The sequence below is a fragment of the Acinetobacter sp. LT1 genome (genome assembly GCF_059800965.1).
Map to the genome: position 1 here is coordinate 94,386 of NZ_JBBAXE010000004.1, position 12,859 is coordinate 107,244.

At 40.5% G+C, this 12,859-nt stretch carries 9 protein-coding genes; all 9 read left to right on the forward strand.

Annotation, left to right across the window (positions count from 1 at the left end; translation table 11 throughout):
• Positions 1–97 precede the first annotated feature (97 nt).
• The 9 genes from WBW42_RS05020 (at position 98) to gltB (ending at position 12,855) form a co-directional block, all read left to right on the forward strand.
• Positions 98–1,156 carry a pilus assembly protein PilM gene (locus tag WBW42_RS05020; protein ID WP_005067078.1) on the forward strand — a complete coding sequence of 353 codons (1,059 nt, stop codon included), beginning with the start codon at positions 98–100 and terminating at the stop codon, positions 1,154–1,156.
• A complete protein-coding gene (locus tag WBW42_RS05025; protein ID WP_002116944.1) occupies positions 1,156–1,797 on the forward strand; it encodes a PilN domain-containing protein in 642 nt (213 codons plus the stop codon). Before WBW42_RS05020 ends, WBW42_RS05025 begins: the two co-directional genes overlap by 1 nt.
• A complete protein-coding gene (locus WBW42_RS05030) occupies positions 1,794–2,573 on the forward strand; it encodes a type IV pilus inner membrane component PilO (RefSeq protein ID WP_032057248.1) in 780 nt (259 codons plus the stop codon). The genes WBW42_RS05025 and WBW42_RS05030 overlap by 4 nt, the downstream gene beginning before the upstream one ends.
• A gap of 11 nt (positions 2,574–2,584) precedes the next feature.
• On the forward strand, positions 2,585–3,112 hold the full coding sequence (locus WBW42_RS05035; protein WP_005067086.1) for a pilus assembly protein PilP: 528 nt from the start codon (positions 2,585–2,587) through the stop codon (positions 3,110–3,112).
• A 62-nt stretch (positions 3,113–3,174) separates the two neighbouring features.
• Positions 3,175–5,340, forward strand: coding sequence for a type IV pilus secretin PilQ (locus WBW42_RS05040; RefSeq protein WP_032063183.1), 2,166 nt, complete (start codon positions 3,175–3,177; stop codon positions 5,338–5,340).
• A gap of 11 nt (positions 5,341–5,351) precedes the next feature.
• The gene (aroK, locus tag WBW42_RS05045; protein WP_002116987.1) at positions 5,352–5,921 is read left to right on the forward strand and encodes a shikimate kinase AroK; all 570 of its coding nucleotides are present in this window, start codon (positions 5,352–5,354) and stop codon (positions 5,919–5,921) included.
• Positions 5,922–5,949: 28 nt separating this feature from the next.
• On the forward strand, positions 5,950–7,032 hold the full coding sequence (gene aroB / locus WBW42_RS05050; RefSeq protein WP_002116776.1) for a 3-dehydroquinate synthase: 1,083 nt from the start codon (positions 5,950–5,952) through the stop codon (positions 7,030–7,032).
• A gap of 16 nt (positions 7,033–7,048) precedes the next feature.
• Positions 7,049–7,918, forward strand: coding sequence for a hypothetical protein (locus WBW42_RS05055; protein ID WP_032057253.1), 870 nt, complete (start codon positions 7,049–7,051; stop codon positions 7,916–7,918).
• Between the two features lie 461 nt (positions 7,919–8,379).
• The gene (gene gltB / locus WBW42_RS05060; protein WP_014207826.1) at positions 8,380–12,855 is read left to right on the forward strand and encodes a glutamate synthase large subunit; all 4,476 of its coding nucleotides are present in this window, start codon (positions 8,380–8,382) and stop codon (positions 12,853–12,855) included.
• Positions 12,856–12,859 lie beyond the last annotated feature (4 nt).

The following is a 12,859-nucleotide window of genomic DNA, read 5'->3' on the forward strand; positions in this document are numbered from 1 at the left end:
GGATTGTTAGATGAGATATTGTATCCGTGTAAAAATAAAGACCTAGATTATTGGTTTGTAATTTTTTTTGGGGATAAAAAAATAATAGGACAATAGTGTGCTCAGGTTATATCGTAAACCGAATAAGGGGTTAATGGGTGTCGATATTAGTTCGACTTCTGTTAAGTTGTTAGAGCTCTCTGTTAAGAACGGTAAATATTGGGTAGAAAGCTATGCTTTAACGCCTTTACCTGAGAACAGTGTAGTTGAAAAAAATATCTTGAATCCAGAAGCAGTTGCAGAAGCTTTGGAACGGGCGATGAATTTAGCAAATCCCCACACCACTAACGCTGCAATTGCTGTTCCAACATCGACGGTTATTCATAAAACCATCGAAATGGATGCAGATATGAACGATGATGAACGTGAAGTTCAGATTCGATTAGATGCGGAGCAATATATACCGTTCCCTTTAGATGAGGTGAGCCTTGATTTTGAGGTTTTACCAGATCGACTGCCGAATCCAAATCGTGTGAATGTACTTTTAGTCGCAACACGAACAGAAAATGTTGAAACACGCGTAGAAGTACTGGAACTGGTTGATTTAACGCCTAAGCTTGCTGATGTTGAAAGTTATGCTGTCGAGCGTGCTTTTAGTGTGTTTGCTGATAGCTTACCCATGGGTGCAAATACCATTGGTATTTTAGATATCGGCCATACCATGACCACATTATCGGTTATGCAAAATGGCAAAATCATTTATACCCGTGAACAAGTGTTTGGCGGTAAACAGCTTACTTTGGAAATTCAAAGCCGTTACGGTTTGTCATTAGAAGAAGCGGGACGCGCTAAAAAAGAACGTTCTTTGCCAGATGATTATGACATCGAAATCTTAGAACCATTTTTAGATGCTGTAGTTCAGCAAGCTGCTAGATCTCTACAATTTTTCTTCTCTTCATCCCAATTCAATGAAATTGACCATATTTTGCTAGCGGGTGGTAATGCCAACATTCCAGGGCTTGCTAAATTGTTGCAGCAAAAACTCGGTTACCGAGTCACTATTGCCAATCCATTTTTACAAATGGGTTTCTCTCCTCAAGTCGACGTTCAAAAAATTGAAAATGATGCTTCTTCATTAATGGTGGCATGTGGCTTGGCTTTAAGGAGTTTTGATTAATGGCAACAATTAATTTACTCCCTTGGCGTGATGGGCTTAGGGAGCAGCGTAAAAAACAATTTATTATTTTATGTTTTGGGGTCGTTGTTTTGGGGATAACCACTGTATTTGCAGGGTGGTTTTATTTGAATCAAAAATTAAATGATCAAGAACAAGCAAATCAGCTCATCATCAGTACAAACCAGAATCTAGATCAACAACTTAAAACCTTAAATGGCTTGCAAGAACAGCGGGATGCAATTATTGAGCGTATGAAGCTCATTCAAGGTTTGCAAAGCCAGCGTCCGGTCGTTGTACGTTTGGTGGATGAATTAGTACGTGTGACCCCGGCAGCCATGTATTTGACTAAATTCAGTCGAACCGGAGATAAATTTACGATTGAAGGTAAAGCGGAAAGTCCAAATACGGTTGCAGAATTATTACGTAATCTCGAAGCATCGCCATGGTATCGCAACGCTTTTATGAGTTCTTTCTTGGCGACCGAAGAGAAAAAAGATAAGGCTATCAGTTCTTTGCTTCCTAGAGTTGAAGATAGCTATGGCAGTTTTGTTGTTACTGTTGATGTAGGGGAAATGGGTGTGACTACAACAGATGATACCGCCAATACGTCTGTAGGTACGGATAAGGAGGCGGCAAAATGAGTCCTGATGAACTTCATGAGCTGTCTTTAGAACAAGCTCCATCTAAGAAAAAAAAGATCACCTTAGAAAAATTTCTTCAGCAATTTAACACGCTCGACATGAACAGTTATGGCAGCTGGCCATTATCTGTGAAAATTACGTGTTGGATTTTTATTTTCTTTGCTGTACTGGCTTTAGGGTATTTTGTTGCTATTCAACCAAAGCTACAAGCAATTGATAATGCTCAAGCACAAGAAAGTAATTTATTAAATGAGTTTCGAGAAAAAGACTCAAAATTACGCAACTTGCAGCAATACCAGCTTCAACTTCAAGAGATGCAAGCCAACTTCAATCAGCAGTTAGAACAATTGCCAAAAGAAACCGAAATTCCAAGTTTAGTTGAAGATATTAACTTAACGGGGGTGAATTCTGGTCTGAAATTTAAAAATATCCGCTTAGAAGATGAAGTGAAGCAGGAAATTTTTATTGAACAGCCTATTACTATCGAAGCAACTGGGGATTATCACGCTTTCGGTGCTTTTGTTAGCAGTATTGCGGCATTACCACGTATTGTGACGATGCATGATTTTATTGTTGAAGCTGCTCCTGTTAAGGATGGTAGATCAGATATTCCTGTGCTTAATTATTCTATCAAAGCAAAAACTTATCGCTATATGGGCGCGGTTGAAAATCAAAATAATAGTGATCCTCAAGTGATAAATGGTGAAAGTCAGATAAATGCCTCCGATAGCCGTAATGCACATATTCCTTCTATAAAGAAGTCAAAGCGAAAGTAGGAGGATAACTAATGAAACTAAAGAAAATTTTACTTTCTCTGGGGATAGGCTTGGTTTTGGTTGGATGCGACTCTAGAATCGACGCCGTAAATCAGCAAATGGCCGATATACGTAATCAGCCACCACAAGCCATAGAACCCGCGCCTGTTTTTACGCCTGTACCACAGTTTAATTATGCAGCCCATCAGTTAAAGAGCCCATTTTTACCAAGCTCACTTGCTGCTGAGCTCAAAATTATGGCGGGGAAACGAGTATATCCGAATTTCTCACGAGCACCACAGCCACTCGAAAGCTATGCATTAGAGTCCTTAAATATGAAAGGAAGTATGCGTAACAGCCGCGGGCAAGTCATGGCTCTGATCCAAACACCTGATCATCAAATTGAGCGAGTACAGGTAGGGAACTATATCGGGATGAATCAAGGTCGAATTACCCATATTGGTCCTACTCAGATTGATCTGGTGGAGATTGTCCCTGATGGGCGAGAAGGCTATGTGGAGAGACCAAGAACCTTAGTGTTAATTGGACCCGCACCCTAAAATTTAGGGAATAACAAAGAAAAAATTATTTTTAAAGATTATTTATTGGGGATGGTTAGACAATGAATCACGTATTCCGTCAGTTTTCTATGGGAGCTGTGGCGATTGCAATTATGCAGGTTGCATCTGCACAGGTCAGCATGACTAATATTGTACCGATGCAAATAGCGGGTCAGGGAACAGAAATTCGAGTGATATTTAATGGCTTGCCACCGCAACCACAGGCCTATCAGCTTGAGAATCCTTCACGTTTGATTTTAGATTTTAATAAAGCGCAGCAGAATTTAATACAGTCAAAAGTAGCGATTGGAACGAATGAAGCGAGTTCGGTCGATGTAAGCTCCGATGATCAGCGTTCACGTTTAACTGTAAATTTGAAAGAGGCAGGTGCTTTTACTACTCGTATTGAAGGCAACACTTTTATTTTAAAGATTAATTCTGCGCAAGCTGTAGCTAAACCTGTATCAGCAAGTGCAATGCAAACCCAAGGTGTTTCAAACATCGGCTTCCAACGCGGTAGTCAAGGGGAAGGCCTTATCGTTATTGACCTGTTGGGAGGTAATACCCCTGTTGATGTGCAACAACAAGGTAGCAAAGTTGTAGTAAGAACGTTAGGCTCTAAAATTCCTACACATCTAGCTAAACGCTTAAATGTAAATGATTTTGCGACGCCTGTTTCGACCATTGAATCTTATAATGAAAAAGGCAATGGCGTTATTACGATTCAATCTACTGGTAGCTATGAATATATGGCTTATCAGGCAGAAAATAAATTAACCATTAGCCTCAAGCGTCCGCAGGACAAAAATGTAACCTCTTTACATAAGACGCCTAATTACTCTGGTAATAAGCTTTCTCTCGATTTTCAAGATATTGAAGTTCGTCGCGTTTTACAGTTACTTGCTGATTTTACTGGCATTAATATGGTCGCGGCTGATAGTGTGCAAGGTAATATCACTTTGCGTTTAAAAGATGTACCATGGGACCAAGCACTTGATATTATTTTAAAAACTAAAAATTTAGATAAACGCAGAAATGGAAATGTAATTTGGATTGCTCCAGTTGCGGAACTGATCAAGGCTGAAGAAGAAGAAGCAAAAGCTGTTGCACAGAGCGTGAAATTAGCCCCATTACAAACTGAGTATATTCAACTTAAATATGCGCAAGCTCAGGATATTATGAGTTTAATTACTCAAGGCTCAAATAATAGCAATGGTATGCAGCGCACATCTGATGGTGGAAATTCTACATCTACTAATTTAAATACTGGTGTTGATAGTTTAGGTAATAATGTAGGAAGTTTATTGAGTCCCCGTGGAACAATTACTCAAGATGATCGTACCAATACCTTAATTATTAATGATACGGCTCAGTCGATTGATCAAATTCGTAAAATGATTGATCTGTTGGATGTACAAGTTAAACAGGTTATGGTTGAGGCGCGAATTGTAAGAGCATCTACTTCTTTTACCAAAGAGCTCGGTGTTAAATGGGGTATATTATCGCAAGGGATCACTAACAATAATAATTTGTTAGTTGGTGGTAGTGAAACGACCTTGTGGAATTTACGAGAGCCCAAAAAGGATGAGACTACGGGTGGTTATAAATACACGATTGAACGTCCAGATAACTTAAATGTCGATTTAGGTGTAACCAATCCGGCTGGGAGTATTGCCTTTGGCTTGATTAGTATGTCTGATTTTATGCTTGATCTTGAACTTTCTGCATTACAAGCTGATGGCTATGGTGAGGTTATTTCTACCCCTAAAGTAATGACTGCAGATAAACAGCCTGCAAAAGTTGCAACAGGTCAACAGGTCCCATATCAAACTACAACGAATTCTGCTGCTGGTGCTACAGCAAGTACCTCTTTTAAAGATGCACTATTAAGCCTAGATGTTACCCCGAGTATTACGCCTGATGGTAAAATTCAAATGAAATTGGATATTTCAAAGGATTCGGTTTCGGGTGCGGCTCCTAATGGTGAATTGATCCTAAATAAAAATAATATCAAGACAAATGTGTTGGTGAATAATGGTGAGACAGTCATTTTAGGAGGGGTGTTTGAGCAGACAACCCTTAACTCTCAAACCAAAGTTCCTTTCTTTGGGGATTTACCGGGAATTGGACGCCTATTTAGGAAAGATCAGAAATCTGATGATAAGCAAGAGTTACTGATTTTCGTTACGCCACGAATTGTTAATGACACTTTGGTGAGAAATCATTAATATATTTTTTAATGAAAGCAATTGAAATAGGTGGCGCCTTGCCAAGCAAAGCGTTTGAAACCCTGCCAAATATTTATTTGGTAGGGCCCATGGGGGCAGGAAAAACAACCGTTGGACGTCATTTAGCCGAACTATTAGGGCGTGAATTTTTAGATAGTGATCATGAAATTGAACGCAAAACAGGTGCCACTATTCCCTGGATTTTTGAGAAAGAAGGGGAGTTTGGATTTCGCACTCGTGAAACGGTAGTGTTAAATGAGTTGACTTCCCGTAAAGCCTTAGTGTTGGCGACAGGTGGAGGTGCAATTACTCAAGCACCCAACCGCGAATTTCTAAAGCAACGTGGTATTGTTGTTTATCTTTACACTCCTGTAGAACTACAATTACAACGAACTTACCGCGATAAAAATAGACCTCTATTACAAGTTGAAAACCCTGAACAAAAATTACGTGATTTGTTGAAAATACGTGATCCTTTATATCGTGAAGTTGCGCATTACACGATTGAAACCAATCAGGGTGCTGCTCGTGATCTTGCTCAAAAGATTCTGCAACTTATTTTGTCCAACCCGCTAAAATAGCCAAACTTACTTGTGGTTTTATAAACTCATGCAAACTTTACATGTTGAATTAGGCGAACGCCGTTATCCTATTTTTATTGGCAGTCAACTTGATCCTAAGCAGTTGCTTGAGCCTTATATTCATGGTCAACAGATCATGATCGTGAGTAACGAAACGGTCGCTCCTTTATATTTATCTCATTATCAAGAGGCTTTAAAAAGTTTGGGTAAAACTGTAGCGACTTGTATTTTGCCAGATGGTGAGAAATATAAAGATATTCAACATCTAAATTTAATTTTTGATGCTTTACTTGAAGCTGGTTTTAATCGTGATTGTACGGTTTTAGCTTTGGGTGGTGGTGTTATTGGGGATATGGCTGGTTTTGCGTCAGCATGTTTCCAACGTGGTGTTTATTTTGTTCAGGTTCCGACTACACTTCTTTCACAAGTAGACTCAAGTGTGGGTGGTAAAACGGGGATTAATCATCCTCTTGGTAAGAACATGTTGGGCGCATTTCAGCAACCTCAAGTTGTTTTGGCTGATATGGCTCAACTTGATACTTTACCAGATCGAGAGTTATCTGCTGGATTATCAGAAGTCATTAAATATGCCTTGTTGGGTGACGCTGATTTTCTTGTTTGGTTAGAGCAGAATATGGATGGGTTAATTGGGCGAGATGCTGAACTTTTAGCAGAAGCTGTTTATCGTTCATGTGCTCATAAAGCGCGTATTGTCGCTAACGATGAAAAAGAGCAAGGCGAACGAGCTTTACTCAACTTGGGTCATACTTTCGGTCATGCGATTGAATCTTACCTTGGCTATGGCACTTGGTTGCATGGTGAAGCAGTAGCGACAGGCATGGTGATGGCAGCTGATTTATCACAACGTTTAGGTTGGATTTCAAGCGATGATGTAGGGCGTACAAAAAAAATTATTCAACGCGCTAATTTGCCGATATCATGTCCAAAAATTCCATTGGATGAATTCCTTGGATATATGGCGCATGATAAAAAAGTTCTCAATGGTCAATTACGTTTAGTGCTGTTAAAGCAACTTGGGCAAGCAGTAATTACTAAAGACTTTGATGTTGAACTCATGAAACAAGCTATTTTGGCAAATCAACACGGATAATAAATTAAGGTAACACATGACTGTATCACGTACACTTTGGCAGAATGTTCAACAATATATCTGGTTGGTGGGTGGTATCGTCTGCTTGTTGCTCGCTTTTATTTTTTGGGTAATGACCGATAGTAAAAAGCTGGTTGAAGTTGAAAAATCAGCTGATTCGGATGCGCCAGTGCAAATTCAGCCAGAGAAGGTGGCAACAACGGCTAATTTAGGGGCTTTAGCTGATGAAGTTAGACCTCTTGATTTAACAACCCGTACGGTTGCTTCTGGTCAACATGAGGCAGAGTTCCGCGGTACAAAATTTATTAATGAAAACAAGAAACAATGGACGCTTGAGCTTTTCCGTGCGTCTGATGAAGATATTATTAAAAACTTTTTAAAAAATCGTCCAGAACGGAATAAATTTATCTACTTCCGTTTAAGTGGAGATAAGCAATCTGAACAATATGTTTTGACATATGGTGTATTTAAACGTTCTGAAGATGCAATTCAGCAGTTAACCCAACTTAATCTTGATTTACCTGAATCAATTAAACCTCAACCGCAACAATTTTCGACCTATGCGCCATTAGTCAATGATTTAGGGACGGATGAAATGAAAGGTGGTATTAGCCAAACTTATGAAGTGCGGTTACGTCCAGCTGCTCTGCCCAAAATTGATGAGTCCTTACTCATAGGGGGCGGCGTGGCTACACAACCTAAAGTAACGGCTCCAGCAACAAATTCTACAACTCGTACAACGATTATTCGTCGAGATGCTGAGGGGAATGTTGTGGATGTACATCAGTCTAATTCGGCAGTTGATGTGGCTAAAAAGGCTCAACAGAATCGTACAACAGAACCTACAGCAAAAAATGCAACAAATGAGGGCACAAGAGGTAATTAATTATAAGGATGTATCGCACAAATATGGTGCAATAATAATAGTCATATATATTTTTTGATCAACTGTGGTGCATATTTAGTCATTTATTAAAATGATAACGCGAATAAAATCGATCTATTTTCAACAATTATAAATACTTAATTGCAAAAAATAACATTGGCATAGTTTTTGCTTTATTCTTGTGCTTATTAATGTGCTGTAAACTATTTTAGCGCTCTAAAGAGTAAATTCTATGCAGAGTCGAGGGGTCGAACTGCTTTAAAAGAGTGCGAAATAAGTCAAAACATTTTTCTAGCAAAAACCAGTGTACGTAAAAATGGAACAGCGTATATTGGCTTATCAGCCCAAAAATTTTTTTTGTGAAACATTGAGCTAACTGTCGTCCGTAGGCACTATCGCAAAAAGAAGTTGTTTGTTTGACGCTCGAAAGAGCCTTATTGAAAGAAGGGTACGCTATGCACATGCCATCGCCTAATACTGTAGCTCCCGCTCAAGGTTTATATCAACCTGATGAGTTTAAGGATAACTGTGGTTTTGGACTGATTGCCCATATGAAGGGTGAATCAAGTCATCATCTAGTTGAAACCGCGATTCACAGTTTAAGTTGCATGACGCACCGTGGTGGTATTGCCGCAGATGGCAAGACGGGAGATGGTTGCGGCTTATTATTGGCGATGCCAAAGCAATTTTTCCGTGATGAAGCAAAAAAACTGAGTGATATTACACTGAGTGAAATTTTTGCTGTGGGTACTGTATTTTTAAATACTGATCCGGCATTAGCGCAACATTCTAAAAATATTTTAACGAAAGAAATCGAGTCAGATGGCCTACGTGTACTGGCTTGGCGTGTTGTCCCTACAAATAACGATGCACTAGGTGAAATTGCGCTTCAATCGCTCCCTGCTTTTGAACAGGTCATTGTGAACTGTCCAATGGGTGTGACTGAAGTTGAATTTAACCGTAAATTATTCTTAGCACGTCGTCGTGCAGAACAACAATTACAAAATGATCCGTCATTCTATGTGACTACGCTTTGTTCGACAGTAATCAGCTATAAAGGCTTGATGATGCCGGCTGCAATTGCTGAGTTCTATACAGACTTAGCTGATGAGCGTTTAAAATCACATATCGTGGTATTCCACCAACGCTTCTCTACTAATACATTGCCGCGTTGGCCGTTGGCTCAACCATTCCGTTACCTTGCTCATAATGGTGAAATCAACACAATTACAGCAAACCGTAACTGGGCGTTGGCGCGTACTCCTAAATTTGAAAACCCATTATTACCAGGTCTTACTGAGCTTAACCCAATCGTTAACCGTACGGGTTCGGACTCTTCAAGCTTAGATAATATGCTTGAGATCTTAGTCGGTGGTGGTATGGATTTATTCCGTGCCTTACGTATGCTCGTACCACCAGCTTGGCAAAACGTAGAAACTTTAGATGCAGACTTACGCGCATTCTATGAGTTCAATTCTAAACATATGGAAGCTTGGGATGGCCCAGCAGGTCTCGTTATTCAAGATGGCCGTCATGCAATCTGTATGCTTGACCGTAACGGTTTGCGTCCTGCGCGTTGGGTAATTACCAAAAATGATTACATTACCTTGGCATCTGAAATCGGTGTTTGGGGTTATGAGCCTGAAGACGTAGTTTCTAAAGGTCGTGTAGGTCCTGGCCAAATTTTGGTAGTTGATACCTTAACAGGCAAAGTACTTGATACTAAAGATGTTAGTACACATTTGAAAAACATGCGTCCGTACCGTGAGTGGTTACGTGATCATGCGATTCGTTTAAATGCAAACCCAGAACTTGAAGAGCAATTAGTCGATAAAGGTTTAACTGGCGATGCTTTAAAAGCGGCTCAAAAAATGTTTATGGTGACATTTGAAGAGCGCGACCAGTTGTTACGTCCAATCGCTGAAAGCGGACAAGAAGCTGTTGGTTCTATGGGTGATGATACGCCAATGGCTGTATTATCTCGTCAAGTACGCCACGTAACAGATTACTTCCGTCAACAGTTTGCTCAAGTGACAAACCCGCCAATTGACCCGCTACGTGAGTCAATTGTAATGTCGCTTGAAACCTGTTTAGGTCGTGAACAAAATGTCTTTGAGCAAGGCCCTGAGCATGCTGACCGTATCATCATCTCTAGCCCTGTATTGTCAAATTCAAAAATGCAGCAAATCCGTAGCATTGAGCGTCCGGGTTATGAAGCAGTTGATATCAATTTAAACTATGCCGAAGAAGAAGGCTTGCAAGCTGCGATCACGCGTATCTGTGAAGAAGCGGCGCAAGCGGTTCGTGATGGTAAAACTTTAATTGTTTTAACTGATAAAAATATCCGCCAAGGTTTATTACCTGCAAACGCAGCACTTGCAACAGGTGCGGTACATCATTACCTCATCAAAACTGGCCTGCGTACTGATGCAAACATCATGGTTGAAACTGGTTTTGCACGTGATCCGCATCAATTTGCGGTATTACTTGGTTTTGGTGCAACCGCAGTTTACCCATATCTTGCATATGACGTGATCAATGATTTGATCGCTAAAGGTGAGCTTTTAGGTGACCCAATCCATGCGCAAGCAAACTTCCGTAAAGGTATTGAGAAAGGCTTATTAAAAGTCCTTTCAAAAATGGGTATCTCTACAGTTGCTTCTTATCGTGGCGGTCAGCTTTTTGAAGCAGTAGGTTTATCATCAGAAGTGGTAGATCAATGTTTCTTAGGTGTTCCAAGTCGTATTCAGGGCGCAACATTTGCTGATCTTGAAAAAGACCAGAAAAAATTAGCAGCGACAGCTTGGTCAAATCGTAAGCCAATTGATCAGGGTGGTTTGCTCAAATTCGTATTTGATAAAGAGTATCATGCGTTCAACCCAGATGTAATTAATGCATTACACAAAGCCGTTCGCTCTGGTAAATACGAAGACTTTAAAGAATATGCTGAGCTGGTGAATAACCGCCCAGTAGCGACTATTCGTGACTTATTTAAGTTAAAAACAACGAACTCAATTCCAGTTGAGCAAGTTGAATCGGTTGAAGATATCTTGCCTCGTTTTGACTCGGCAGGTATGTCTTTAGGTGCTCTTTCTCCAGAAGCACATGAAGCAATTGCAATCGCGATGAATACGATTGGCGGTCGTTCAAACTCTGGTGAAGGCGGTGAAGATCCTGTTCGTTACGGCACAATTCGTAACTCGAAAATCAAACAGATCGCATCTGGTCGTTTTGGTGTAACTCCTGCATACCTAACTTCTGCTGAAGTATTGCAAATTAAAGTTGCTCAGGGTGCAAAACCAGGTGAGGGCGGTCAGTTACCAGGTGGTAAAGTAAATGGTTTAATTGCACGTTTACGTTACTCGGTACCTGGTGTAACGCTAATTTCACCTCCGCCACACCATGATATTTACTCAATTGAAGATTTGTCTCAGTTAATTTTTGACTTGAAACAAGTTAACCCGAAAGCAATGGTATCGGTGAAATTGGTATCTGAGCCGGGTGTAGGTACGATTGCTGCTGGTGTTGCAAAAGCGTATGCAGACTTCATTACCATTTCAGGTTATGACGGCGGTACCGCAGCATCTCCACTTTCTTCAATTCACCATGCGGGTTCTCCATGGGAATTAGGTTTGAGTGAGGCGCATCAAGCACTTCGTGTAAACGACTTGCGTGGAAAAGTACGTGTACAAACTGATGGTGGTTTAAAAACTGGTCTTGATGTAATCAAGGCAGCAATTTTAGGTGCTGAAAGTTTCGGCTTTGGTTCAACACCAATGATCGCTCTAGGTTGTAAATACCTCCGTATTTGTCACTTAAATAACTGTGCAACCGGTGTTGCAACTCAACAAGATCATTTACGTCAAGAGCACTATATTGGCGAGCCAGAAATGCTTATCAACTTCTTCCACTTTATTGCGGAAGAAACTCGTGAATGGTTGGCAGCATTAGGTGTTTCTTCATTGAAAGACTTAATTGGTCGTGTTGATTTGCTTGAAGTATTGCCGGGTGAAACTGAAAAACATGCTCACCTTGATTTAAGTGCTCTGTTAACTTCTCATCCTTCTGCTGAAGGTAAAGCACAATACTGTCAAGTAGAAGGTAATGCACCATTTGATAAAGGTGTATTGGCTGAGAGAATGGTCGCTGAAATGCTTCCTGCAATTGAGTCAAGCGCTGGTGGTCAGTTCAACTTCAACGTCGTGAACTGTGACCGCTCAATCGGTGCTCGTGTTTCGGGTGAAATTGCTCGTCGCTACGGCAACTTGGGTATGGAAGCTCATCCAGTTGTAATGAACTTAACTGGTACAGCTGGTCAGTCGCTTGGTGTTTGGAATGCTGGTGGTTTACACATCCGTCTTGAAGGTGATGCAAACGACTATGTAGGTAAAGGTATGGCGGGTGGTCGTATTTCGATTTTCCCACCACAAGGTTCACCTTTCCAAACACAGAACACAGCAATTATTGGTAATACCTGTTTGTATGGTGCAACTGGCGGTAAGCTTTTTGCAGCAGGTACAGCGGGTGAGCGTTTTGCAGTTCGTAACTCTGGCGCATTTGCTGTAATCGAAGGTGCGGGTGATCACTGCTGTGAATATATGACAGGTGGTGTTGTGACTGTACTTGGTAAAGTAGGCCATAACTTTGGTGCGGGCATGACTGGTGGTTTTGCTTATGTACTTGACCTCGATAATGACTTCGTAGATTACTACAACCATGAATTGATTGATTTAAATCGTATCTCAACAGAATCTATGGAAGATCATAAAGAGTTCTTGTTGCGTATTATCGATGAGCATATCAAAGAAACTGGTAGTGCTTGGGCTTATAAAATCCGCAATGAGTTCGATTTCTACAGCCGTAAATTCTGGCTTGTGAAACCAAAAGCTGCTAATTTGCAAACGCTTTTGAAAACAACACAAGCTGACCCACAATAATTCC

Bases quoted from the DNA above. Each gene is read 5' to 3' on its own strand.
- WBW42_RS05025 (WP_002116944.1), top strand. From the start codon at position 1,156: ATGGCAACAATTAATTTACTCCCTTGGCGTGATGGGCTTAGGGAGCAG.
- aroB (WP_002116776.1), top strand. From the start codon at position 5,950: ATGCAAACTTTACATGTTGAATTAGGCGAACGCCGTTATCCTATTTTT.
- WBW42_RS05035 (WP_005067086.1), top strand. From the start codon at position 2,585: ATGAAACTAAAGAAAATTTTACTTTCTCTGGGGATAGGCTTGGTTTTG.
- WBW42_RS05055 (WP_032057253.1), top strand. From the start codon at position 7,049: ATGACTGTATCACGTACACTTTGGCAGAATGTTCAACAATATATCTGG.
- gltB (WP_014207826.1), top strand. From the start codon at position 8,380: ATGCCATCGCCTAATACTGTAGCTCCCGCTCAAGGTTTATATCAACCT.
- WBW42_RS05030 (WP_032057248.1), top strand. From the start codon at position 1,794: ATGAGTCCTGATGAACTTCATGAGCTGTCTTTAGAACAAGCTCCATCT.
- aroK (WP_002116987.1), top strand. From the start codon at position 5,352: ATGAAAGCAATTGAAATAGGTGGCGCCTTGCCAAGCAAAGCGTTTGAA.
- WBW42_RS05040 (WP_032063183.1), top strand. From the start codon at position 3,175: ATGAATCACGTATTCCGTCAGTTTTCTATGGGAGCTGTGGCGATTGCA.